Raw genomic sequence first — 22480 nt, 5'->3', positions numbered from 1 at the left:
GAATTATAGAGAGATTAAATCGCGCGTCAAGGGTTAATTGGCGATATTCGATGAACAAAGAAAGTTGCGCACTATATTGCTCATCTTCGCCTCCTTGCGCATCATAGACGCCAGGCCACACGCCTCTCTCTATATAAGGAAGCAACTCCAACAATGAACACCCACCCCCGCAGCCTGGCCTCCAGCCTCTTCCCCATTGGCCTGCTGCTAATTGCAATGGCATCCATCCAGTCCGGCGCCTCGCTGGCAAAAAGCATGTTCCCGCTGGTAGGTGCGCAAGGCACCACAACGCTGCGCCTGATTTTCGCCAGCCTCATCATGCTGGTGCTGCTGCGCCCCTGGCGCGCGCGCTTCACCTCCAGCACCCTCAAGTCGGTCATCATCTATGGGCTGGCATTGGGCGGCATGAACTTTCTCTTTTATATGTCCTTGCGCAGTGTCCCGCTGGGTATCGCCGTTGCCCTGGAGTTCACCGGCCCGCTGGCCGTGGCATTGTACGCATCGCGCAGGGCCATGGATTTCGTATGGATCGGTCTGGCAGTGGTCGGCCTGTTGCTGCTGATACCCATCGGGCAGACCGGGGCGGCCATCGACCTGGTAGGCGCCGGCTACGCACTGGGCGCCGGCGTGTGCTGGGCACTCTACATTCTATATGGGCAGAAAGCCGGGGCCGAGCACGGCATTCAGACCGCCGCACTTGGCGTCATGGTTGCCGCACTGTTCGTTGCGCCGATCGGCATCGTTCATGCCGGCAGCGCCCTGCTCAACCCTGCCCTGCTACCCGTGGCGATTGGCGTGGCCATTCTGTCGACAGCATTGCCGTACAGCCTGGAAATGGTGGCCCTGACACGCCTGCCCGCCCGAACCTTCGGCACACTGATGAGCATCGAACCGGCATTCGGCGCATTGTCGGGACTACTGTTTCTCAACGAAGTGTTGAGCATGGCGCAATGGCTGGCCATCGCCGCGATCATTACTGCCTCGGTGGGTGCCACACTGTCCATGCGCAGGGAAAGCCCACCACTGGTGCCAGCCGACTGATTTGAGAAATATTTCCATTTGAACCTGTTTTTGTCATTGTGTCGCCATGGCACCCTGTTTAAGCTGTAATTCAATGCACTGCTTGAAGTTTTAACTTAAGACAAGGACGCGAGAGGCATCAGGAAGAGGCGCAGGTAACCGTCTCGGGCTTGCAGACCCGACACTCTTTGTAAGGACAGGAATGAAACGAATTTTGCTCATCCTAGCCATTCTGGCCATTGCTGGCTGTGCGGCGAACGCCAAAACTGAGGTCAAACACGGCAAGAAGGGCATGCACATCAACTGCTCGGGCCTGTCGTCTTCATGGAACAAGTGCTACGCCAAGGCCGCCAGTTCCTGCGGCACCAAAGGCTACAAAGTCGTCGCCAAGTCTGGCGATGGCGAAGACGAGCCAGGGGACTACCCCTTCGGTCTCAACCCCGCCGGCTACACCAGCCGAAGCATGATCGTCATCTGCAAGTAACGAAAAAGGGCAACCCGCAGGTTGCCCTTTTTCATGTGCCCGATCAGACAGCTTCGGTTCTTTGTTCCAGCCAGTGCAGAGCAGCACCTGCCAGCAGTGGCGAAAGCCGTTCACGCACCGTGCGGTGGTAATCATTGAGCCATTCGCGTTCTTCGCTGCCCAGTTGCTCAGGCAACAGGCATCGTGTGTCGATAGGGCACAAGGTCAGCGTTTCGAATTCAAGAAAGTCACCAAAACCACTCTTGCCCGAATCCCGGGTGAACACCAGGTTCTCGATGCGCACGCCCCACTGCCCAGGCCGATAGGTGCCCGGCTCGATGGAAGTGATCATGCCGGCCTGCATGGCTGTGTGCGGTGCAGGCGAGGCCTGATAGGCAATCACCTGGGGCCCTTCGTGCACGTTCATGAAGTAGCCGACGCCGTGGCCGGTGCCATGCCCGTAATCCACATGCTCGGCCCATAACGGTGCTCGGGCAATCGCATCGAGCAAAGGCGAGGCAATGCCCCGCGGAAAACGCGCCCTGGATAGTGCAATCATGCCCTTGAGCGCCCGCGTGCAATCCAGCTTCTGTTCCAGGCTTGGCGTGCCGATGGGCACCATACGGGTAATGTCGGTGGTCCCTCCCAGGTACTGCCCACCTGAATCGATCAACAACAGCCCATCACCTTCGATGAGCGCATGCGAGGCGTCGGTGGCGCGGTAATGCGGCATGGCCCCATTGCTGTTGAAGGCGGCAATGGTAGCAAAGCTTGGGGACACATGACCGGGACGTCGAGCCCGGGCTGCGCCGAGCAAGGTGTCAACACTGACCTCGGTAAGGGTCGAATGCCCCAGTGCGGCTTCGAAGTCCGCGAAGAACTCGCACAACGCCGCACCGTCCTGTTCCATCACCTGCCTGATATGAACGAGGTCCGCCTCGCTCTTTCTCGACTTGGACAGAACGCTTGGATTGATGCCTTCGAGCAGCTGCACCTGGGCACCGAGGTTGGCCAGCAACCCGCTGGTCACCCGTGCCGGATCTACCAGCAGGACACTGCCCGCCTCGATGCCTGCCAGCGCGCTGCCCACTGCTTCATACTCGCGCAGTTGCACCCCGTCAGACTCAAGTGCTTCGCGCACAGCGCTGTCGACCTTGCTCGATGCCACGAACAGAATGGCCTGATGCTGACCGATCAATGCGAAGGAAACGAATACCGGGTTGTATGAAACGTCGCTGCCACGCAGGTTGAACAGCCAAGCGATGTCATCCAGCGTCGCAATGAAATGCCAATCTGCGCCGCGCTCCTTGAGCGTTGTGCGCAGTTGCGCCAGCTTGTCGGCACGGCTGACGCTCGCGTGCGGCGGCAGGTGCTGGTAAACCGGGCTGCCTGGCAACGCAGGCCGCTCCAGCCACACCTGTGCCAGCAGGTCCCTGTCACTGAGCAGGCGCACATTGCGCACCCTGAGGCGATCCTGCAGCTGCCGCGCCGACGCCAGTTGCATCACCGCACCGTCTACTGCCACCGTGCCGCCTGCGGGCGCCTGCTCTGCCAGCCAGTCAAGGGCCCCCGGCTGACCCGGCATCAGCTTCATCAACGCGATACCGCTACCCGCCAGCTCCTTTTCGGCCTGCTCCCAGTAACGACTGTCGGCCCAAAGCCCGGCAAAATCGGCCGTCAGCACCAGCGTACCCACCGAGCCATGAAACCCGGACAGCCATTGGCGCCCCTGCCAGTAGCCTGGAAGGTATTCGGACAGGTGCGGGTCTGCCGAGGGCACCAGCAGTGCATCGACCCCTTCGCGGTTCATCACTGCACGCATGCGCGCCAGGCGCGCGGTTACTGCTTCCTGCATTCCAGGCTGACTGTTCATTATGTTGTGCCACCACCGCGACCAATGTTCTGGTGGACGATAATGAAGCAGCACTCAACCGTGGGCAACCGCCCAGAAAGGCACATTGTGTAACGCTGCGTGGATGGCACCGGCAGCGGCGTCGATATCCTCTTCGCGGGTATAGCGCCCCAGGCTCAGACGCAACGTCTGCCGTGCCGCACGCTCGTCATGCCCAAGCGCCAGCAGCACATGCGAAGGCGCACTGCTGGCCGAATTGCAGGCCGACGTCGAGGAAAACGCCAGCGTACGGGCCAGCGCCTGCAGATCGATACCGTCACCGCCAAAGGTCAGGCTCAACGTATGAGGGATGCGCTGGACAGGGCTGCCGTTGAGCCCCAGGCCGGGAATATCGGCCAGCTGCTCCAGCAGCCGCTCACGCAACCGGTGCATACGTGCAACTTCCTGCTGCTGCACCTGCCCGGCCAGTGCGAAGGCTGCGCCCATGGCGGCAATCTGGTGAGTGGCCAGGGTGCCCGAGCGCAATCCGTTCTCGTGCCCGCCACCGTGAATCTGTGCCTGCAGCAGCGGCGCGGCGCGCTTGCCGACGTAGAGCGCACCGATCCCTTTGGGCCCATACACCTTGTGCGCCGAAAACGACATCAGGTCCACCGGCCAGCGTGACAGGTCGATAGGCACCTTGCCTGCCCCCTGGGCGGCATCCACATGCAGCAATGCGCCGTGGCGGCGCACCCGCTCGCCGATGGCCTGCACATCGTTCAGGGTGCCCAGTTCATTGTTGACCAACATCAGCGATACCAGAAAGGTGTCGTCACGCAGCGCCGCCGATACCGCCTGTTCAGTGATCAACCCCTGGGCATCGGGGCTCAGCCACGTCACCTCGATGCCTGCCAGCTCGAGCTGTCGGGCAGTATCGAGCACGGCCTTGTGCTCGATGCGGCTGGTGATGACATGCCCACCTGTGCGGCCCTGAGCCAGCCCTTTGAGGGCCAGGTTGTTGGATTCGGTGGCACCCGACGTCCAGATGATCTCGTCGGCCCGCGCCCCTACCAGGCCGGCGACCTGGGACCGTGCCTGCTCGACCGCCAGGCGTGCCTGCTGACCATACCGATGGGAGCTGGAAGCCGGATTGCCAAAACGCCCGGATACCCCCAGACACTCCACCATTACCTGAATGACTCGCTCGTCGACGGGTGTCGTGGCGGCGTAGTCGAAATACAGCGGGAGTGTGGTCATGGCCAGGCGCTTCCTGAATGCGTGGAGTAGTCGTGCATCTATAGTGCACGAACACGCATAGAACCATTAATTATCAATTTTCATATTTATATAACAAAAATATCATTACGGTGATGACTCAGGCTCCCGCGTCAGACGAGCAGCCAATCCCTTGGCCTGCAACGCCACATCGGTGACGGCAGTACTTTCCCACCACAGGCCACGCAGCGGCGGGCCCATCGCAAACAGGCGCGTACTGACCGCGCCATCGGCATCGACCACTGCGCCCTGCGGGTCGGCATCAATTCCAAGGGCCAGCGGCCCTGGCCGGATCAGCCTGCGCTGCAACAACGCTTGCGGTAGCGGGCGTGCCACGCGCCGCCAGTCATATTCGATACCGGTGGAGTTGACCAGTGCGGCACCCTCAACCCGCGTCGCCTGGGCCTCGCCGCGAAACCGCAGACGCACCCCCACCCCGGCTCCGGTAGCCGGTTCGACCCTCTGCAGGGAGGCCGCATGAATATGCAGGCGCCCCTCCTGGCGCAACCGCTCCAGCAGCGCTGCACCCTGGGGCGGCGAACGGTGATGATGGCTTTCCCACCAGGGCCGCACATGGCGCACGAACTGGCGGCGTTCGCGGTCACTGGCCTGGCTCCACAGCCTGGGGATATGCACCCGCACAGTGTCCAGCGGGGCCTGCCAGTCGATGCCCTGGGCCAACGCCAGCCTGCATTGCCGGCGCAGCGCACGCAGCAACTGGCGCGGGCTGCGCAGCGAAGGGTCCGCCTCGAGAAAATCCTCCCAGGGCGGTGGCTGACGGCGCTCGTGGGGCCACAACCCGTGGCGCGAGAATACCTCGACAGGCCCACGATGCCCGGCCAGTTGCAACGACACCAGGGTGTCGACCATGGTCAGCCCGGAACCGATGATCAACACTGTGCCTTGCGGGTCGATCGTGCGCATGGCGGCCACGTCCCAGGGGTCGATGGCTGCGGCGTTGAGGCTGTTCTCACCCACCTGCGCCGTGCGCGCCGCGGCAAACATGCCGGTAGCCAGCACCGCCTGGCGCGCCTGCACCCGGCGCCCATCCTGCAATTGCGCCTGAACCCTGTCATCGTGCACCTGCAGGTCAACCACCTCGGTACACACATGCTCCAGCGTGGAGCCGGCCTTGGCGCCGACACGCTCGGCCTCTGCCAGACGCTGGCGGGCATAGCGACCGAACAGACCTCGCGGCGGGAACAATTCGGCCACCGGCACGCCCTGCTCGGCGGATTCGGGCCACTGCCCGGCATCGATCTGCTGTTGCAGCCAGTGGGTCAGGTCATCGGGATTGTCCGGATCGACGCTCATGCGCGCCGCATTGCCATTGAGGGTATGACCGTTTTCGGTAGCGCTGTAGGCTTCGCCACGCCCCAGCTCCCCACGCGGCTCGACCACCAGCAGGCGCCGGCGTCCGGGGCGACGCAGCAATTGCGCCGCCAACAAGGCGCCGCTCAGGCCACCCCCGATGATCAGTACATCCGCCATGTCGTCGCAGGCAGGTGCCGGTTGTTGTTCGTGCATCGGTATCTCCTTTCCCGGGAGACCGGATAATAAGCAGCAATCCACCGCAAGGGCAGCGGTGCGGTACCAAAGGAGGATCAGCCCGCAGGCCCGACCACGTGCTTGCGGTACTCGCCTGGCGCAAGCCCTGTGACCTTGTGGAAGACCTTGCGAAACGCACCAGGGTCCTGGTAGCCAACACCCCAGGCGATCTGGTCGATGCTGCGGTTGGTGAACTCGAGCATCCGGCAAGCGCGCCCTACCCTCACCTGCTGACAGTACTCGGTGGGTTTGAGGCCGGTGGCGCTGCGAAAACGCCGCAGGAAGGTGCGCTGCTCGAGCCCTGCGCAGTCGGCCATCAAGGCCAGGTTGACCTCCCGCGCCCCCGTGCTCTGCAGCCAGTGCTGCACCTTGAGCACCGCTTCGTCGCCATGGTCCAGGCGCGGGCTGAACACGCTGCCCGGCCCAGGCATGGCATGCACTGGCGCCACCGCGAGAAATCGCGCCGTCTCAGCCGCCAGGGTCTGCCCCTGGAAGCGCTCGACCAGCTTGAGCCCCAACTCGGTCCAGGCCATCAATCCGGCCGAGGTAATGATGTCGCCATCTTCCAGCAACGGCAGGTTGGCCTCGACCTTGACCAGGGGAAAGCGCTCGGCCAGCGATTGGGCAAAATTCCAGTGAGTAGTGGCGGAGCGACCGTCGAGCAGGCCGCTGGCGGCAATGAAGAACACCCCGACACACACCGACACCAGCAGCGCGCCTTCGCGGTGCCACTGGCGCAGGTCGTTGCAGAAGCGATCGATCAGGTCGGGGCCCGGCTCCTCGGTCAGGCTGGGCGGGATGATCATCACTCGCGGGCGGTGATGCGCCTGCGGGTGACTGTCGAAGCTCACCGCCAGCGGCTGTCCCGGCATCTCGGCCCAGTGGCACACCCGCAGCAGCGGGCTGCGTCGCGCCCCGAGGTCCGCGGCCATGCGGTTGGCCACCGCGAACAGGTCGGTCAGGCCATGCACTGCCGCCATCTGGGCACCTGGGTAAACCAGAATACCGATCTCGACCTGATCGCCGATTGCATCCATTGTCAGTTTTTCCCGCCAATTTGTCGGTCGCGCCAATGCGCAAGCCTGTCGCACAAGCCTATAACTATCAGCACGTCACAACCATTCTCCTGAAGGACTGCACCATGAGCAAACAGGCACTGATCATCGTCGACATCCAGAACGACTACTTCCCCGGCGGCAAATGGACGCTGCACGGCGCCGATGCGGCCGCCGACAACGCCGCACGGATCATCCAGGCTGCCCGCGAAAACGGCGACCTGGTGGTCCATGTACGTCATGAGTTCGAGTCCGCCGATGCACCTTTCTTCACTCCGGGCTCCGAAGGCGCGCAGATTCATCCGAAAGCAGCCGCTCGCGAGGGCGAGCCGGTGGTGCTCAAGCACAACGTCAACAGCTTTCTGGGCACCGACCTCAAGGCCCTGCTCGACCAGCACAAGATTACCGGCCTGACCCTGGTCGGCAGCATGAGCCACATGTGCATCGATGCCGCCGCCCGGGCCGCCTCGGACATGGGCTATGGCACCACGGTGGTGCACGATGCCTGCGCCACCCGCGACCTGGAATTCAACGGCGTGGTCGTACCGGCGGCCCAGGCCCACGCGGCGTACATGGCATCGCTGGCCTTCGCCTACGCGCAGGTGGTCTCCACCCAGGAGTGGCTTGACGCCAATCGGCGCTGACAGGCCTTCAGATCACCACGTTGCGCACGAAGCGCGTCGCCACGTCGCCATCGTTGCGGTAGGCATGCATGCGGTTGCTGGCGAAGCTGTAGAAATCGCCAGCCGCCAGCACATGTTCCTGCGTTTCTATCACCAGGGTAAGGCGCCCCTCGAACACGTAGATCTGTTCGCTCCAGCCGTCGAAATCGGCCTCGGCCGGGTACACCTCGCCCGGCTCCAGGCGCCACTCCCACAACTCCACCTCGCGGCTGGCCCTGGAACTGGCCAGCAACACGGCCTTGCTGCCGGGGTGCACACCGGCCCAGGCCAGTTCGTTGATGCGATCAGGGTCACGGCTGTCAGGTGCCTGGATCAGGTCGCTGAACGCCACCGACAAGGCCTCGGCGATCAGGTCGAGGGTGGTCAGGCTGACATTCTTTTCACCCGCTTCTATTGTCACCAGCATGCGTCGGCTGACACCGGATTTTTCTGCAAGGGCGCTCTGGCTCAGCTCTGCCGCATGGCGCAGGCGCCGGATATTCTGGCTCACGTGCTGAAGCACGGAGGCCCGCTGACTGGAATCTTTGTGCACTATATTGCTCACTCACATGGCTTGCGCAGTATACTGCCCACCTTCCGACGCATTGTGCGTCGCTCGCCCCACGTGTGCAAGCCCATGACCTCGCCGACCACTGCCCGATCCCTCTTCCTTTCATTGCGCCTGAGCAAGGCCGAACTGGTGCTGGTGTTCATCACCATGCTCTGGGGCGCCACTTTTCTGCTGGTGCATAACGTGATGACCGTCAGCGGCCCGATGTTCTTCGTCGGCCTGCGCTTTGCAGCGGCGGCGCTGTTTGTCGGAGCGTTCAGTGCGCGTGCGCTGTCCGGCCTGACCTGGTTCGAAGTCAAGGCCGGCGTGCTGATCGGCGCCTCGATCATGCTGGGCTACGGCCTGCAGACCGTGGGCCTGCAAACCATCACCAGTAGCCAGTCGGCATTCATCACCGCCTTGTACGTACCTTTTGTACCGCTGCTGCAGTGGCTGGTGCTGGGCCGGCGCCCGGGGCTGATGCCGAGCCTGGGCATTGGCCTGGCGTTCGCCGGACTGATGCTGGTGGCCGGCCCCAGTGGCAGCTCGCTGCAGTTCAGCCCCGGCGAAATCGCCACGCTGATCGGCGCCGTGGCGATCGCAGCCGAGATCATTCTGATCAGCAACTATGCCGGCAAGGTCGACGTGCGCCGCGTGACCGTGGTGCAACTGGCTACCGCGTCGGCGCTGTCGTTCATGATGGTGGTGCCCACCCGGGAAGCCCTGCCGGACTTTTCCTGGCTGCTGCTGGGCAGTGCCGTCGGCCTGGGCGCCATGAGTGCGGTGATCCAGGTGGCAATGAACTGGGCCCAGCAATCAGTCTCGCCCACCCGGGCTACGCTGATCTACGCTGCAGAGCCGGTATGGGCCGGTATCGTCGGCCGCCTGGCGGGCGAGCGTCTGCCGGGCATCGCACTGCTCGGCGGGCTACTGATCGTGATCGCGGTGGTGGTCAGCGAACTGAAGATCAAACGCCGTGGCGAGCCCCTAGGCGCCAGCGATGACGATCAACAGGTGCAACAAACGGACCGGTAATCTGCAATAGCGGCACAATTCTTGTAAAAAACTGTTATAAAAAAACGCGTTGATGAGGCGCAAAAGTAGGATTCTGCGACAGCTTGCGTGTTGGTGATCGACGGGGCGCCACGTATGATCCCTTACAAACCTCTGCAGATTAGAAATCTATGTCCTTGATAGTTCTACTGCTTCTGCCGTTTGTTGGCAGCTGTCTGGCGGCTGTACTGCCGCACAACGCGCGTAACAGCGAATCACTTCTGGCCGGCCTTGTCGCGCTGGTCGGTACCGTGCAGGTCGCACTCCTGTACCCGCAAATTGCCGATGGCGGCGTCATCCGTGAAGAATTTCTGTGGCTGCCGAGCCTGGGCTTCAATCTCGTGCTGCGCATGGACGGGTTCGCCTGGCTGTTCTCGCTGCTGGTGCTGGGCATCGGCACCCTGGTGTCGCTGTATGCGCGCTACTACATGTCACCCCAGGACCCGGTTCCGCGTTTCTTCGCGTTTTTCCTGGCGTTCATGGGTGCCATGCTGGGCCTGGTGATCTCTGGCAACCTGATCCAGATGGTGTTCTTCTGGGAACTGACCAGCCTGTTCTCGTTCCTGCTGATCGGTTACTGGCACCACCGTGCCGATGCACGGCGCGGCGCCTATATGGCGCTGATGGTCACCGGGGCCGGTGGCTTGTGCCTGCTGGCGGGGGTACTGCTGCTCGGCCATGTGGTGGGCAGCTATGACCTGGACAAGGTCCTGGCCGCCGGTGACCTGATTCGCAGTCATGCCCTCTACCCCATTCTGCTTCCCCTTATCCTGCTCGGCGCCCTGACCAAGAGCGCTCAATTCCCCTTCCACTTCTGGCTTCCCCACGCCATGGCCGCGCCCACGCCGGTCTCGGCCTATCTGCACTCGGCCACCATGGTCAAGGCCGGGGTGTTCCTGCTGGCCCGGCTATGGCCGTCGCTGGCCGGCAGCGAAGAATGGTTCTGGATCGTCAGCGGCGCAGGGGCCTGCACCCTGCTGCTGGGCGCCTATGCGGCCATGTTCCAGAACGACCTCAAGGGCCTGCTGGCCTACTCGACCATCAGCCACCTGGGCCTGATCACCCTGCTGCTGGGCCTGAACAGCCCGCTGGCAGCGGTAGCGGCGGTGTTCCACATTCTCAACCATGCCACCTTCAAGGCCTCGCTGTTCATGGCCGCCGGCATCATCGACCATGAAAGCGGCACCCGCGATATCCGCAAGCTCAGCGGGCTGTTCCGGCTGATCCCGTTCACCGCCACCCTGGCCATGGTCGCCAGTGCCTCGATGGCCGGCGTACCCTTGATGAACGGCTTTCTGTCCAAGGAAATGTTCTTCGCCGAAACCGTGTTCATCAGTTCCACGGCCTGGGTCGAAACCACCTTGCCGATCATCGCGACCCTGGCGGGCACCTTCAGCGTCGCCTATGCGCTGCGCTTCACCGTCGACGTGTTTTTCGGCCCGCCGGCCACCGACCTGCCCCATACCCCCCACGAGCCGCCCCGCTGGATGCGCGCGCCGGTCGAGTTGCTGGTGCTGACCTGCCTGGTGGTGGGTATCTTCCCTGCGCAGTCGGTGGGCCCGCTGCTGGCCGCTGCCGCACTGCCGGTGGTGGGTGGCACGCTGCCCGAGTACAGCCTGGCCATCTGGCACGGCTGGAATGCACCACTGATCATGAGCCTGATCGCCATGTGCGGCGGCGTGGTGCTCTACCTGGTGCTGCGCAATCAGCTCAAGCGCGGGCGCTTCCTCTACCCGCCGCTGATCGAGCTGTTCAATGGCAAGCGCCTCTTCGAACACGGCCAGGTGCTGCTGATGCGTGTGGCGCGCCGCTTCGAGCGCCTGTTCACCACCCGCCGCCTGCAGAAGCAGCTGTTCATGCTGGTGCTCATCGCCCTGCTCGCCGGCGTGCTGCCCATGCTGCAAACCGGGTTGAGCTGGGGCGACCGGCCAAAAATCCCGGGCTCAGGTGTATTCGTGATGCTCTGGCTGATCGCGATCATCTGTGCCATCGGCGCTGCGTGGCAGGCCAAATACCACCGGCTGGCGGCCCTGACCATGGTCAGCGTCTGCGGCCTGATGACCTGCATCACCTTCGTCTGGTTCTCGGCGCCGGACCTGGCACTCACCCAACTGGTGGTCGAAGTGGTCACCACGGTGCTGATCCTGCTGGGCCTGCGCTGGCTGCCACGGCGTATCGAAGACATCTCGCCCCTGCCCGGCAGCAAGGAGCGCGCTGTGGCACGCCGCCTGCGCGACCTGCTGCTGGCGGTGCTGGTCGGCGGTGGCATGGCCTTGCTGTCGTACGCAATGCTGACCCGCCCGACACCCAACGTGATTTCTTCCTTCTACCTGAGCCGCGCGCTGCCCGAGGGTGGCGGCACCAACGTGGTCAACGTGATGCTGGTTGACTTCCGCGGCTTCGATACCCTGGGTGAAATCACCGTACTGGTGGCCGTGGCACTGAGCGTGTTTGCCCTGCTGCGCCGCTTCCGTCCGCCCAAGGAGAGCATCCAGCTGCCTGCCCAGCAGCGTCTGCTGGCGCCGGACGTGGTCACCGACCTGGTCAACCCGCGTCAGGCCGCCGATACCGCGCTGGGCTTCATGATGGTGCCCGCCGCCCTGGTGCGATTGCTGCTGCCGATCGCGCTGGTGATCTCGATGTACCTGTTCATGCGCGGCCACAACCAGCCCGGTGGCGGCTTCGTCGCCGGCCTGGTGATGTCGGTGGCGTTCATCCTGCAGTACATGGTCGCCGGCACCCAGTGGGTGGAAGCCCAGATGAGCCTGCGTCCGCTGCGCTGGATGGGCACCGGCCTGCTGCTGGCAACCCTCACCGGGGCCGGGGCGATGCTGCTCGGCTACCCGTTCCTGACCACGCATACCGCGCACCTTGACCTGCCGATACTGGGCGACATCCATGTCGCCAGCGCCCTGTTCTTCGACACGGGCATCTTTACCGTGGTGGTCGGGTCCACGCTGCTGATCCTCACCGCACTGGCCCACCAGTCGGTGCGCAGCCACCGGCCGAGCAGCCAGCCCAAACCCACCGTCAACCCGGGAGCCGCCTGATGGAAGAAGTGATTGCAATTGCCATCGGTGTGCTCGCCGCGTCAGGCGTGTGGCTGATCCTGCGCCCACGGACCTTCCAGGTGGTGATGGGCCTGTGTCTGCTGTCGTACGGCGTCAACCTGTTCATCTTCAGCATGGGCAGCCTGTTCATCGGCAAGGAGCCGATCATCAAGGACGGCGTACCCCAGGACCTGCTCCATTACACCGACCCGTTGCCCCAGGCACTGGTACTGACGGCCATCGTCATCAGCTTCGCCATGACCGCCTTGTTCCTGGTGGTGCTGCTGGCTTCGCGCGGGCTGACCGGCACCGACCACGTGGATGGCCGGGAGCCTAAAGAATGAGTGTGATGAACCAACTGATCGTCGCGCCCATTCTGCTGCCGCTGCTGACCGCCGCACTGATGCTGCTGCTGGGCGAAAAGCGCCGGCCGCTCAAGGCCCGCATCAACCTGATCTCCAGCCTGGCCGGGCTGGGTATTTCGATCTGCCTGCTGCTGTGGGTGCAGGAGCAGGGCCAGGCCAGCTCGATCGGCGTGTACCTGCCGGGCAACTGGCAGGCACCTTTCGGCATCGTGCTGGTACTCGACCGCCTTTCGGCACTGATGCTGGTACTCACCGGCATCGTCGGGGTCAGCGCGCTGGTGTTCGCCACCGCGCGCTGGGACCGTGCAGGCGCCAGCTTCCACGCCCTGTTCCAGATCCAGCTGATGGGCCTGTACGGCGCCTTCCTGACGGCCGACCTGTTCAACCTGTTCGTGTTCTTCGAAGTGCTGCTGGCCGCCTCCTACGGCCTGATCCTGCATGGCTCGGGTCGTGCGCGGGTCAAGGCCGGCCTGCACTACATTGCCATCAACCTGCTCGCTTCCTCGCTGTTCCTGGTGGGGGCTGCGATGCTCTACGGGGTCACCGGTACCCTGAACATGGCTGACCTGGCCCTGAAGATTCCGCTGGTGCCCGAGGCCGACCGCGGCCTGCTGCATGCCGGCGCGGCGATTCTGGCCACGGCCTTTCTGGCCAAGGCGGGTATCTGGCCGCTCAACTTCTGGCTGGTCCCGGCCTACTCGTCGGCCAGCGCCCCGGTTGCCGCACTGTTCGCGATCATGACCAAGGTGGGCACCTATACCGTGCTGCGCCTGTGGACCTTGCTGTTCTCCGGTCAGGCCGGCGCTTCGGCGTTCTTCGGCGGCGAGTGGCTGGTCATCGGTGGCCTGGCCACCCTGGGCTGCGCGGCGCTGTCGATCCTGGCGGCGCAACGCCTGGAGCGCATGGCCAGCCTGAGCATCCTGGTCTCGGCCGGCACCTTGCTGGCCGCCATCGGCTTCGGCCAGGCGGCGCTGACCGCCGCCGCACTGTTCTACCTGGTGAGCTCCACCCTGGCCTTGTGCGCGCTGTTCCTGCTGGCCGAGCTGATCGAGCGCTCGCGCTCGGCCAACGAGATCCCGCTGGAAGACGACACCGATGCGCTGCCCTCGCCCCTGGAATCGCTGCAGCCGCCCAAGGGCATCAACCTGGACGATGAACAGAAGGCGGTGATCGGCCAGGTGATTCCCTGGACCATGGCATTCCTGGGCCTGAGCTTCATCGCCTGCGCGCTGCTGATCATCGGCATGCCGCCGCTGTCCGGCTTCATCGGCAAGCTGAGCCTGATCAGCGCCCTGTTCAACCCCAACGGCCTGGGCGTGCCGGTCGACCAGCCGCTGTCTGCAGCCGGCTGGGGCCTGGTGGCCTTGCTGGTGCTCTCGGGCCTGGCATCGCTGATCGCCTTGACCCGTGTCGGCATCCAGCGCTTCTGGACCCCGCAGGAGCGCCCCTCGCCGTTGCTACGGCGCAATGAGTGCATTCCCATCGTGCTGCTGCTGGGGCTGTGCGTGCTGCTGAGCGTGCGCGCCGAACCACTGCTGCGCTACACCCAGGACACGGCGGCCGGGCTCAAGGACCCTGCCAGCTACGTCAATGCGGTACTCGGCACGCGACCGGTGCCCGGCCCCACCAGCGAGGCGATTGCCGGGCAGGTGCAGCCATGAAGCGCCTGTTTCCCGCACCACTGCTGTCGCTTTCGCTCTGGGGGTTGTGGTTGCTGCTCAACCTCTCGCTGAGTGCCGGCAACCTGCTGCTTGGCGCACTGCTGGCGATCCTGGCACCCATCCTGATGGCGCCGCTGCGTCCGCTACCGGTGCGCATACGCAAGCCGGGCACCATCGTGCGGCTGATTCTGCGAGTGGGGGGCGATGTGGTGATGTCCAACCTGCAGGTTGCCCGTAGCGTATGGCAGGCCGGTGGCCGGCCGCCACGCTCGCGCTTCATCCGTATTCCGCTGGACCTGCGCGATGCCCATGGCCTGGCGGCGCTGTCGATGATCACCACGGTCATTCCCGGCACCATCTGGTCGGAGCTGGCGCTGGACCGCAGCATCCTTCTGCTGCATGTCTTCGATCTGGACGATGAAACGCAGTTCATCGACCACTTCAAGCACACCTACGAACGTCCGCTGATGGAGATTTTCGAATGACTGGCCTGCTCGCCAACGCCATTCTCGCCAGCCTGTTCATCTTTGCCCTGGCCATGGCCCTGACCCTGGTGCGCCTGTTCAAAGGCCCTTCGGCACAGGACCGGGTACTGGCGCTGGACTACCTGTACATTCTGGCCATGCTGATGATGCTGGTGCTGGGTATCCGCTACGCCAGCGACACCTACTTCGAAGGTGCGCTGCTGATAGCCCTGTTCGGCTTTGTCGGCTCGTTTGCCCTGGCCAAATTCCTGCTGCGTGGCGAGGTGATCGAATGAACTCGACCGTCGAATTGCCGTTCTGGCTTGAAGTGGTCACGGCTGTGCTGCTGGTCGTCAGCAGCCTGTTCGCCCTGAGCGGCGCGGTAGGCCTGCTGCGCCTGAAGACCTTCTTCCAGCGCATGCACCCGCCCGCCCTGGCGTCGACCTTCGGCACCTGGTGCGTGGCCATGGCTTCGATCCTGTACTTTTCCGGCCTCAAGCACTCGCCCGTACTGCACGCCTGGCTGATCCCGATCCTGCTGTCGATCACCGTGCCGGTGACCACCCTGCTGCTGGCGCGGGCCGGGTTGTTTCGCAAGCGCATGGCCGGGGATGACGTACCCGAAGAGGTCAGCAGTGGCCGCGGGCGCGATACCGGGCACTGACACCTGGCCCTATCGAGCTGCCAACACCTGCAGCTCGCGGCGCACCATTGCCGCATATTCCGGCGGGCTCAGCTGATACAGCTGCCCTGCCACCCAGTTCAACCAGGCGCCCTGCAGCACCGCGCGTTGTGCCAGCCACTCCAGGGCCTGGGCCTGGGCGCGGGCCTGATGCTCGGCGTGGAAGCGCGCACGCCCCGACGCCGCAGCGGTACTGCTCACTCGCTGGCCTTGAAGGTCAGTTCGCCCTTGCGCCATTTGGCGGCCTTGGCCGTGGCTGCCTTCAGGGTCTTGGTCAGGCCTTCCTTGATCTGCTCGTGGGCAGCAAACACCATCACCACGGTCTGCCCCTCGCGGAACACGATGCCATGCCCTTCGGGCACGGTCACGAACGCATAATCGCCCAGTTCGTAGACGGTCAGCTTGATGTCGCGAAAGCGGATCTCCAACTTGCCACCTTCGCGGCTGGGCAATACCGCCGCCCGAAAGTGATCGCCCACTTTCAGTTCAAGCCGCTGTTTGTCATCGACCACCAGGGCCTCTTCGGTATCGATCTCGGCAAGGTAGATACCTTCGGCACTTTGTTCGGTCACGTAGACGAAGCGCGATTGAAACTGTTTGACCAACTTGGCCCGCAGGTCGCCCAACACGAAGAGGGCGTGCATATCCAGATTACTGACTGCCAATGATTAATTCCTCAAAACCAGCATCACCCCGCCACCTCGCAGGCGGCACTGCGCCGCGAAGGTCCCGGTTTTCAATTTGAAGTCTGAAAGACTAGTGGATCAGTGCCAGGGTTGTTCGTACGCACAGACACCAGGCTGCGAAGGAAAACACGTCGTGCCCTGCCAGTTGATAACCGGCGGCTACAAACAGCCATTTCCCAAAGTGCAACCGATTTCTCTGACAGCGTGCTCGCTGAAAAAATGCGATAGCTGAAAGAAAGATCCCAGAACGAAGGACCTCTGGACGAACATGTTCACTGCACAGGGAAGCGAATATGCACGAAAACACCGAAACACGTCGAGTGGGCAATACACTAGAAGTATCAAAAAATATCGGGAGCGCATCCGGCAAAACCCGGCCGCGCTACATTGTAGTGCCGGCTGGCGTAGGTTTTTTCCATATCACGGAGTCTGCCACGGGCCGGGTGAAAGGCTTTCGCCGACATCACGGGGAGGCCTGCGCCCTGGCAAGGACCCTCGAGGCCAGGCCCCGCGCCTACCCGGCCTGACAGGCGTCCAGCCCCTGCCCATCGAACTGTGCCAGCCAGGCGGCGCGACAGGCGTGTGCCTCGTCACGGCTGGCGAACGCGGTGCCTCTGCGCTCACCGTTGACCAGCACCACCCAGCACACGCGCATGCCCACCGAACGCAGCGAAATGGGAACGCCACTGCCGATCATCACCGCCACATCGACCTTGCACTGCATGATTCCCTCCGGAATTTAATTAGCAGCCTAACGATGAGGCGATGATAAACCCCTGCCCCTTGCGGGAAAAAGCTATCCCCGGCATAGCTGTTTTGCATCAAGCGCAACAAATCCGGCTCAGGAAATCACGCTGTGCTGGGGTCGATAGCCCAGGCGCAAGCCACCCCAGTGGCGCCCCTGTACCTGGATCGGCACCGACAGGTCATGCATCAGCTCGCCCGTGTCACGGGTATAGGTCTGCAGCAGCACCGGTTGCTGATGGCTGCCGCAACGGATACCGGTGCGGTCGTCGAACTTGCGCTTGCTGCGGTTGTGCGCGGTATCGGTCGCCTCGTCGCCGGTCAATGGCTGGCTGAAGGCGCTGTTGTGGGTCGGCACATAGCCCTGCTGAGTACAGGCAATGGCGAACACCAGGCCTTCATGCTGGGCCAGCAGCGGCTCCTGGATCGCGGGCAGTACCTGGTCGGTGTAGTCGTCAAAACGCGTGCGGTAACGGGCGGGGCGGGTACCGGGCAGCAACTGATACTGGCGATCGAACAGAGCATCGACGCTGATGCGCCCCTGGGCGATGTCGGCCTCGAAGCGTTCGGCGATTTTCTGGGCCCCCTGGCGGGCAAGGTCGTATACGCGCTGGTGGTAGTCATCCAGCCCCACCTCGGCCAGTCGCTCGCTGATACGCTCGGCCTGACCTTCCATCTGCACGGCTGCCTGGGCCAGGCGCTGGGTCTGCTGGTCGCTCACCACCAGGTCGCTGCGCATCTGCGCCACGGCCTGGAACAGGCTGTCGAGCTGAGTACGGTTGGTCTCGGTACCGGCAGCGATCGCATCGATCTGCTGCTCGACGCCAGCGGCGAGCCCGGCGATGGCGTCCAGTTGCTCGCCGGTGTGCTCGACCTGGTCCACCCCCTGGTGCAGGTCATCGGACAACTCACGGATCTGCTCCACCACCTGGGCGGTACGCTGCTGGATATCGGCCACCATCAGGCCGACCTCCTCGGTGGCACTGGCGGTACGTCCGGCCAGGCCACGCACCTCATCGGCCACCACGGCAAAGCCACGACCATGTTCGCCGGCGCGCGCGGCCTCGATGGCCGCGTTCAATGCAAGCAGGTTGGTCTGGCTGGCGATGGTCTGGATCACCAGGGTAACCCGGGCAATGTCTTCGCTGCGCTGGTGCAGCGCCTCGATCAGTTCGCGGCTGTCGTTGGCACGGGCGCTGAGCTGGTGCATGCGCTGGATCGACTCGGCCAGCACCGTTCTGCCGGCAGCACTGCTGTGGTGGGCCTCGCGGGCCGCGCCCAGGGCCTGCTGGCTGAGCTGCGAAGTGGCTTTCTCGGTACCGATCATGACTTCGGCACTGCTGACGATCTGCGCCGCCGAAACCAGTTGCGATTGCAGCTTGTCGGCCAGTTGCTGCACCGCATGGGCAACGCCAGCGGCAGACAGCGCGTTGTGGCTGGTGGCCTGGGCCAGGTCTCGGGTCAGGTCGCCCAGCGGGTCCTGCTCGCTCACCACCTCGGCCGGCCGCTTGCGCATCAACGGCAGCCACAGGGCCAGCAAGGCCAATGGCAGACACAGGTAGAAGGACACATCGGCAAACGCCATGGCACTGAGCAACACCACCAGCACCAGGCTTTGCAGCGCCGTGCCCGACCAGCGCCGGGCGCCAGTGGACGTACCTTGCAGCGGCACCAGCGTGCCAGGCAGAGATCCTTCTCGCATCATAACAATGGTTCCCGCAGTGTCGTTATTGTGCCCCCATTAAACGCCACTACAAGGCCATTATCCATGCTTCGTTGGATGTAAGACCCTCCTGCTTGATGCAAGGCAAAGAAACGCAAAAGCCCCGGGCTGTGAACCCGGGGCTTGCTGGTACGACAGCGGGCGTCAGGCCTGACGCTGGTGCTTGTCGAGCTGCTCGTGGCGCTCTTGCGCCTCGATGCAGTACTTGGTGGTGGGGCTGATCAGCAGGCGCTTGAGGCCGATCGGCTCGCCGCTGTCTTCACACCAGCCGAAGCTGTCGTCCTTGATGCGGCCCAGGGCAATTTCCAGCTGGGGCAGCAGGCGCTGGTCGCGGTCGATGGTGTTGACCAGCCAGTGACGCTCTTCTTCGACCGAGGCGGCGTCGGCAGGATCAGCAGGGGTGTCCAGGCTTTCGATGGCTACACGACTTTTCTCGATGCGCTCATGGATCTCCACTTTCATCGACTGCAACAGCTCGGTGAAAAAGGCATGCTGCTCAGCGTTCATGTAGTCATCGGCCGGCATGGCCAGCAACTTTTCCTTTGTCATTGATTTCTCTATAAAAAATACGTGCATTTAGGCGATCGGGTGCTACCGGCGAACAGCTCGCCGGCGGCGCAATTCTTCAAGCACCATCCGGCACTCAATTTACAGGGGGCGGCAGTCTAAGGCCGAGTTTCGCAAGGGGCAATACAAATGAAGGTGGTTTTGTCCGAAATGCCCCTCGAACGAGCGTCAACGCTCCCCTGAGGGCGGCCTTTATAGCAAAAAAACTCGTCCGCGGGGGTAGTCTCGCTGTTTATCGCACGCCCGCCTCGCCCAGCAGCTGGCTCAGCACCGCACGCAGCTTGCCCGGCTTGACCGGCTTGTTGAGCAATGGCGCGCCCAGGCGCTGCATCGCACGGCGGCTCTGGTCGCTGCGATCGGCGGTGATCATCACGGCGGGTATAGTCACCGCGAAATGCTCACGCAGGTCGCGCACCACTTCGCAGCCGGTCACCCCGTGGTCCAGGTGAAAGTCCGCCAGCACCAGTTCCGGCGCGCGCCCCTGCAACACCTGAAATGCCGTCTCGCGGTCGGTCGCGGTCAGCACCTCGCACCCCCACTGGGCCAGCAGGGCGGCCATGCTCTGCAGGATGCTCAGTTCGTTGTCCAGCACCAGCAGGCGGCGCCCCGGCAGCGGGTCGCCGACGCTCGGCAGCGGTGCTGGCGCCAGCACCGGCGGGCAACGACGTTCGGTGGAGAGCGGCACATCGATGCTGAACACCGAACCGCGCCCCGGCCAGGAGCGCACCCGTACCGGGTAATCGAGGATCCGCGCAATGCGCTCGACGATCGCCAGGCCCAGGCCCACCCCCTTGCGATCGGCGGCGCGGCCCACATCGAGCTGGTTGAATTCGAGAAAGATCGATTGCAGGCGCTGCGCAGCAATGCCGCGCCCGGTATCCCAGACCTCCAGGCGCAGGCAGTCGCCACGCCGCCGCGCCCCCAGCAGGATGCGCCCCTGTTCGGTGTAGCGGCAGGCGTTGCTGAGGAAGTTGCGCAGGATCCGCGTCAGCAGCCGCACATCGGTGCGGATCACCTGGTGCCCGCTGCGCAAACGCAGGCCCAGGCCCTCGGCAGCCGCCACCGGCTGGAACTCCGAGGCCAGCGGCGCCAGCACATCGTCCAGCAGGTACAGGTCAAGGTCAGGCTTGATTGCCGCCTGGTCGAGCCGGGAAATATCCAGCAGATCGCTCAACAGGTCTTCGGCGCCTTCCAGCGCCTGGTGCGCGCGCTCCACCAGCAATTGCTCGGCCTGCGGCAACTGGCGCTCGCGCAGGGTCGAAATCAACAGGCGTGCAGCGTTGAGCGGTTGCAGCAGGTCGTGGCTGGCGGCGGCCAGGTACTTGTCCTTGCTGCGGTTGGCCGCCTGGGCCGCATCGCGTGCCTCCATCAGCTGGCGGGTACGCTCGGCCACGCGCTGCTCCAGCTCGTCGTTGAGTTGCTGCAGACGCTCCTGCGCCAGCTTGCGCTCGGTGATGTCGGCGACGAACCCCTCGACCACGCCCTCCTCGTCCGGGCGCAGCAACAGGTTCATCAGCACATCGATGCTGCTGCCGTCCTTGCGTCGCAGCTGGGTTTCGTAACCCAGCAGGGCCTGCTCGCGCTGCAGCACCTGGGCAATGTCCTGCAACTCGGCCTGGCCGCCCACGAACAGGTGGCTGGCCAGGTCACGCCGGGAAAACAGCACCGCCTGGGGGTCGGCATACCCCAGCATGCGCGCCAGCGCCGGGTTGGCGGCGCGCAGGCCATCGTCGAGGCTGGCCTGGAAGATGCCGTGCACCGCATGCTCGAACAGCCACGAATAGCGCTTGCGCTCGGTTTCCAGCTCGTCCAGGCGCGCCGCCAGTTCCGGGTAGTGGCTTTTGCGAACAGTGTGGTTGCTCAGCCCCAGCAGCCCGGCCAGCGCATTCGCGCCAGGCTCAGAGGGCCTCGCCATACACCACCTCGACATCACGCTGGCTCGAGGTCCGCGGGTTGGTGAGGATGCACGGGTCGTCCATCGCATGCTGCGACAGGAACGGAATGTCGCTGCTGCCCACCCCGTGCAAGGCCAGGGTTTCGTGAAAGCCCACGGCGTGCTTGAGCGCGATCAGGTGCTCGACCAGGCGCTGGCGGACCTGATTGTGGTTCAGCCCGCGGCAATCGATACCCAGGGTCTGCGCGATCAACTTGAAGCGATCGGGGGCGGCGCTGTAGTTGAAGGCCACCACATGCTCGACCAGCACCGCATTGCACAGACCGTGGGGCAGGTCGAGAAACCCGCCCAGGCTGTGGGACATGGCGTGCACCGCCCCGAGGATGGCATTGGAGAAGGCCAGCCCGGCCTGCATGCTGCCGAGCATGATCTTCTCGCGCAGGGCGATGTCCTGCGGGTTGGCGATCATCTGCACCAGGTTGCCGTTGATCAGGCGCATTGCCTCCAGGGCATGGGGGTCGGTCAGCGGTCCATGACCGGTGGACACGAACGCCTCGATGGCATGCACCAGCGCGTCGATGCCGGTACAGGCCGAGAGGAACGGGTCCATGCTCAGGGTGGTTTCAGGGTCGATCAGCGACACATCGGGTACCACCGCCTTGCTGACGATGGAGAACTTCATGCGTTCCTGCTGGTTGGAGATGATCACGAACTGCGACACGTCGGCCGAGGTGCCGGCGGTGGTCGGGATCAGGATCAGCGGCGGGCTCGGCACTCGGATGGTGTCGACCCCTTCGAACTCCAGGATGTGCCGGCCGTGGGCCGCCACGATGCCGATGCCCTTGGCGCAGTCCATCGGGCTGCCGCCGCCAACGGCCACGATCACGTCGCACTGTTCGCTGCGATAGCGCTCGGCGCCGGCCATGACCTCTTCGACCCGCGGGTTGGGCGACACGTCGCTGTACAGGCAGTAATCGATGCCCTGCGCCTGCAGGCTGGCCTCGATGTCGCCGACCCAGCCGGCGGCGATCACGCCAGGGTCACTGACCAGCAGTACCTTGCGCGCGCCGAAGGTCCTGGCGTAATTGGCCACATGGTGCCGACAGCCGGCACCGAAGATGATTTCCGGAGAGACGAATTTACGCAACTGGCTCAGGTTCGGGCTCATGCGACGCCTTCTTGTTCTT

The 22480-nt window shown here is 63.9% G+C and carries 22 protein-coding genes; 10 read left to right on the top strand and 12 right to left on the bottom strand.

Going from position 1 to position 22480, the window contains the following annotated elements:
* The first annotated feature begins 153 nt into the window (after window positions 1–153).
* The gene (rhtA, locus tag B4I46_RS24210; RefSeq protein WP_100634752.1) at window positions 154–1041 is read left to right on the top strand and encodes a threonine/homoserine exporter RhtA; all 888 of its coding nucleotides are present in this window, start codon (window positions 154–156) and stop codon (window positions 1039–1041) included.
* Window positions 1042–1222: 181 nt separating this feature from the next.
* Window positions 1223–1504 carry a hypothetical protein gene (locus B4I46_RS24205; protein ID WP_043859840.1) on the top strand — a complete coding sequence of 94 codons (282 nt, stop codon included), beginning with the start codon at window positions 1223–1225 and terminating at the stop codon, window positions 1502–1504.
* A gap of 43 nt (window positions 1505–1547) precedes the next feature.
* On the opposite strand, the gene B4I46_RS24200 is transcribed toward B4I46_RS24205, so the two are convergent.
* The 4 genes from B4I46_RS24200 to B4I46_RS24185 form a co-directional block, all read right to left on the bottom strand.
* The gene (locus B4I46_RS24200; RefSeq protein WP_286902221.1) at window positions 1548–3356 is read right to left on the bottom strand and encodes an aminopeptidase P family protein; all 1809 of its coding nucleotides are present in this window, start codon (window positions 3354–3356) and stop codon (window positions 1548–1550) included.
* A 54-nt stretch (window positions 3357–3410) separates the two neighbouring features.
* Window positions 3411–4571, bottom strand: a complete 1161-nt coding sequence (locus B4I46_RS24195; protein WP_078480526.1) for a cysteine desulfurase family protein — start codon at window positions 4569–4571, stop codon at window positions 3411–3413.
* A 105-nt stretch (window positions 4572–4676) separates the two neighbouring features.
* On the bottom strand, window positions 4677–6116 hold the full coding sequence (locus B4I46_RS24190) for an FAD/NAD(P)-binding protein (RefSeq protein WP_104571782.1): 1440 nt from the start codon (window positions 6114–6116) through the stop codon (window positions 4677–4679).
* Between the two features lie 77 nt (window positions 6117–6193).
* A complete protein-coding gene (locus B4I46_RS24185; protein ID WP_054915729.1) occupies window positions 6194–7174 on the bottom strand; it encodes a GlxA family transcriptional regulator in 981 nt (326 codons plus the stop codon).
* A 104-nt stretch (window positions 7175–7278) separates the two neighbouring features.
* Between B4I46_RS24185 and B4I46_RS24180 the strand changes: the two genes are divergently transcribed.
* Entirely contained in the window at window positions 7279–7836 is a 558-nt protein-coding gene (locus B4I46_RS24180; RefSeq protein WP_054915728.1) for a cysteine hydrolase family protein, read from the top strand.
* Between the two features lie 7 nt (window positions 7837–7843).
* Here B4I46_RS24180 and B4I46_RS24175 read toward each other — a convergent pair whose 3' ends face one another.
* Window positions 7844–8407: a helix-turn-helix domain-containing protein gene (locus B4I46_RS24175; RefSeq protein ID WP_286902220.1), complete on the bottom strand. Its 564-nt coding sequence runs from the start codon at window positions 8405–8407 to the stop codon at window positions 7844–7846.
* A gap of 84 nt (window positions 8408–8491) precedes the next feature.
* On the opposite strand from B4I46_RS24175, the gene B4I46_RS24170 reads away from it, so the two are divergent.
* From B4I46_RS24170 to B4I46_RS24140, 7 genes are all read left to right on the top strand, one after another.
* Window positions 8492–9439 carry a DMT family transporter gene (locus tag B4I46_RS24170; RefSeq protein WP_078480523.1) on the top strand — a complete coding sequence of 316 codons (948 nt, stop codon included), beginning with the start codon at window positions 8492–8494 and terminating at the stop codon, window positions 9437–9439.
* Window positions 9440–9588: 149 nt separating this feature from the next.
* Entirely contained in the window at window positions 9589–12507 is a 2919-nt protein-coding gene (locus B4I46_RS24165) for a monovalent cation/H+ antiporter subunit A (protein WP_054915726.1), read from the top strand.
* Window positions 12507–12851 carry a Na+/H+ antiporter subunit C gene (locus B4I46_RS24160; RefSeq protein WP_007986256.1) on the top strand — a complete coding sequence of 115 codons (345 nt, stop codon included), beginning with the start codon at window positions 12507–12509 and terminating at the stop codon, window positions 12849–12851. The genes B4I46_RS24165 and B4I46_RS24160 overlap by 1 nt, the downstream gene beginning before the upstream one ends.
* On the top strand, window positions 12848–14533 hold the full coding sequence (locus B4I46_RS24155) for a monovalent cation/H+ antiporter subunit D (protein ID WP_043860101.1): 1686 nt from the start codon (window positions 12848–12850) through the stop codon (window positions 14531–14533). The genes B4I46_RS24160 and B4I46_RS24155 overlap by 4 nt, the downstream gene beginning before the upstream one ends.
* Entirely contained in the window at window positions 14530–15018 is a 489-nt protein-coding gene (locus B4I46_RS24150; RefSeq protein WP_043860102.1) for a Na+/H+ antiporter subunit E, read from the top strand. The genes B4I46_RS24155 and B4I46_RS24150 overlap by 4 nt, the downstream gene beginning before the upstream one ends.
* Window positions 15015–15293, top strand: coding sequence for a K+/H+ antiporter subunit F (locus B4I46_RS24145; RefSeq protein WP_043860103.1), 279 nt, complete (start codon window positions 15015–15017; stop codon window positions 15291–15293). Before B4I46_RS24150 ends, B4I46_RS24145 begins: the two co-directional genes overlap by 4 nt.
* The gene (locus tag B4I46_RS24140; RefSeq protein ID WP_043860104.1) at window positions 15290–15661 is read left to right on the top strand and encodes a Na+/H+ antiporter subunit G; all 372 of its coding nucleotides are present in this window, start codon (window positions 15290–15292) and stop codon (window positions 15659–15661) included. Before B4I46_RS24145 ends, B4I46_RS24140 begins: the two co-directional genes overlap by 4 nt.
* A gap of 9 nt (window positions 15662–15670) precedes the next feature.
* Here the strand turns inward: B4I46_RS24140 and B4I46_RS24135 are convergent, their stop codons facing one another.
* The 7 genes from B4I46_RS24135 to ercA form a co-directional block, all read right to left on the bottom strand.
* Entirely contained in the window at window positions 15671–15880 is a 210-nt protein-coding gene (locus tag B4I46_RS24135; protein WP_235384112.1) for a hypothetical protein, read from the bottom strand.
* A complete protein-coding gene (locus B4I46_RS24130; protein ID WP_043860106.1) occupies window positions 15877–16344 on the bottom strand; it encodes a hypothetical protein in 468 nt (155 codons plus the stop codon). Before B4I46_RS24130 ends, B4I46_RS24135 begins: the two co-directional genes overlap by 4 nt.
* Window positions 16345–16879: 535 nt before the next feature.
* Entirely contained in the window at window positions 16880–17089 is a 210-nt protein-coding gene (locus tag B4I46_RS24125; protein ID WP_054915725.1) for a hypothetical protein, read from the bottom strand.
* 117 nt (window positions 17090–17206) lie between these two features.
* Complete coding sequence (locus B4I46_RS24120; protein ID WP_376787186.1) at window positions 17207–18436, bottom strand: methyl-accepting chemotaxis protein; 1230 nt, start codon at window positions 18434–18436, stop codon at window positions 17207–17209.
* A 540-nt stretch (window positions 18437–18976) separates the two neighbouring features.
* Entirely contained in the window at window positions 18977–19381 is a 405-nt protein-coding gene (locus B4I46_RS24115) for a TraR/DksA family transcriptional regulator (RefSeq protein WP_043860109.1), read from the bottom strand.
* 250 nt (window positions 19382–19631) lie between these two features.
* Window positions 19632–21314 carry a hybrid sensor histidine kinase/response regulator gene (locus tag B4I46_RS24110; RefSeq protein ID WP_286902198.1) on the bottom strand — a complete coding sequence of 561 codons (1683 nt, stop codon included), beginning with the start codon at window positions 21312–21314 and terminating at the stop codon, window positions 19632–19634.
* Window positions 21298–22461 carry an alcohol dehydrogenase-like regulatory protein ErcA gene (gene ercA, locus B4I46_RS24105; RefSeq protein WP_043860111.1) on the bottom strand — a complete coding sequence of 388 codons (1164 nt, stop codon included), beginning with the start codon at window positions 22459–22461 and terminating at the stop codon, window positions 21298–21300. Before ercA ends, B4I46_RS24110 begins: the two co-directional genes overlap by 17 nt.
* Window positions 22462–22480 lie beyond the last annotated feature (19 nt).

The sequence above is a fragment of the Pseudomonas sp. UBA7500 genome (assembly GCF_002478435.1).
Classification (GTDB): domain Bacteria; phylum Pseudomonadota; class Gammaproteobacteria; order Pseudomonadales; family Pseudomonadaceae; genus Aquipseudomonas; species Aquipseudomonas palmensis.
This window is presented reverse-complemented; position numbering and strand designations above follow the sequence as displayed.

Bases quoted from the DNA above. Each gene is read 5' to 3' on its own strand.
- rhtA (WP_100634752.1), top strand. From the start codon at position 154: ATGAACACCCACCCCCGCAGCCTGGCCTCCAGCCTCTTCCCCATTGGC.
- B4I46_RS24205 (WP_043859840.1), top strand. From the start codon at position 1,223: ATGAAACGAATTTTGCTCATCCTAGCCATTCTGGCCATTGCTGGCTGT.
- B4I46_RS24200 (WP_286902221.1), bottom strand. From the start codon at position 3,356: ATGAACAGTCAGCCTGGAATGCAGGAAGCAGTAACCGCGCGCCTGGCG.
- B4I46_RS24195 (WP_078480526.1), bottom strand. From the start codon at position 4,571: ATGACCACACTCCCGCTGTATTTCGACTACGCCGCCACGACACCCGTC.
- B4I46_RS24190 (WP_104571782.1), bottom strand. From the start codon at position 6,116: ATGCACGAACAACAACCGGCACCTGCCTGCGACGACATGGCGGATGTA.
- B4I46_RS24185 (WP_054915729.1), bottom strand. From the start codon at position 7,174: ATGGATGCAATCGGCGATCAGGTCGAGATCGGTATTCTGGTTTACCCA.
- B4I46_RS24180 (WP_054915728.1), top strand. From the start codon at position 7,279: ATGAGCAAACAGGCACTGATCATCGTCGACATCCAGAACGACTACTTC.
- B4I46_RS24170 (WP_078480523.1), top strand. From the start codon at position 8,492: ATGACCTCGCCGACCACTGCCCGATCCCTCTTCCTTTCATTGCGCCTG.
- B4I46_RS24165 (WP_054915726.1), top strand. From the start codon at position 9,589: ATGTCCTTGATAGTTCTACTGCTTCTGCCGTTTGTTGGCAGCTGTCTG.
- B4I46_RS24160 (WP_007986256.1), top strand. From the start codon at position 12,507: ATGGAAGAAGTGATTGCAATTGCCATCGGTGTGCTCGCCGCGTCAGGC.
- B4I46_RS24155 (WP_043860101.1), top strand. From the start codon at position 12,848: ATGAGTGTGATGAACCAACTGATCGTCGCGCCCATTCTGCTGCCGCTG.
- B4I46_RS24150 (WP_043860102.1), top strand. From the start codon at position 14,530: ATGAAGCGCCTGTTTCCCGCACCACTGCTGTCGCTTTCGCTCTGGGGG.
- B4I46_RS24145 (WP_043860103.1), top strand. From the start codon at position 15,015: ATGACTGGCCTGCTCGCCAACGCCATTCTCGCCAGCCTGTTCATCTTT.
- B4I46_RS24140 (WP_043860104.1), top strand. From the start codon at position 15,290: ATGAACTCGACCGTCGAATTGCCGTTCTGGCTTGAAGTGGTCACGGCT.
- B4I46_RS24125 (WP_054915725.1), bottom strand. From the start codon at position 17,089: ATGCAGTGCAAGGTCGATGTGGCGGTGATGATCGGCAGTGGCGTTCCC.
- B4I46_RS24120 (WP_376787186.1), bottom strand. From the start codon at position 18,436: ATGATCGGTACCGAGAAAGCCACTTCGCAGCTCAGCCAGCAGGCCCTG.
- B4I46_RS24115 (WP_043860109.1), bottom strand. From the start codon at position 19,381: ATGACAAAGGAAAAGTTGCTGGCCATGCCGGCCGATGACTACATGAAC.
- B4I46_RS24110 (WP_286902198.1), bottom strand. From the start codon at position 21,314: ATGGCGAGGCCCTCTGAGCCTGGCGCGAATGCGCTGGCCGGGCTGCTG.
- ercA (WP_043860111.1), bottom strand. From the start codon at position 22,461: ATGAGCCCGAACCTGAGCCAGTTGCGTAAATTCGTCTCTCCGGAAATC.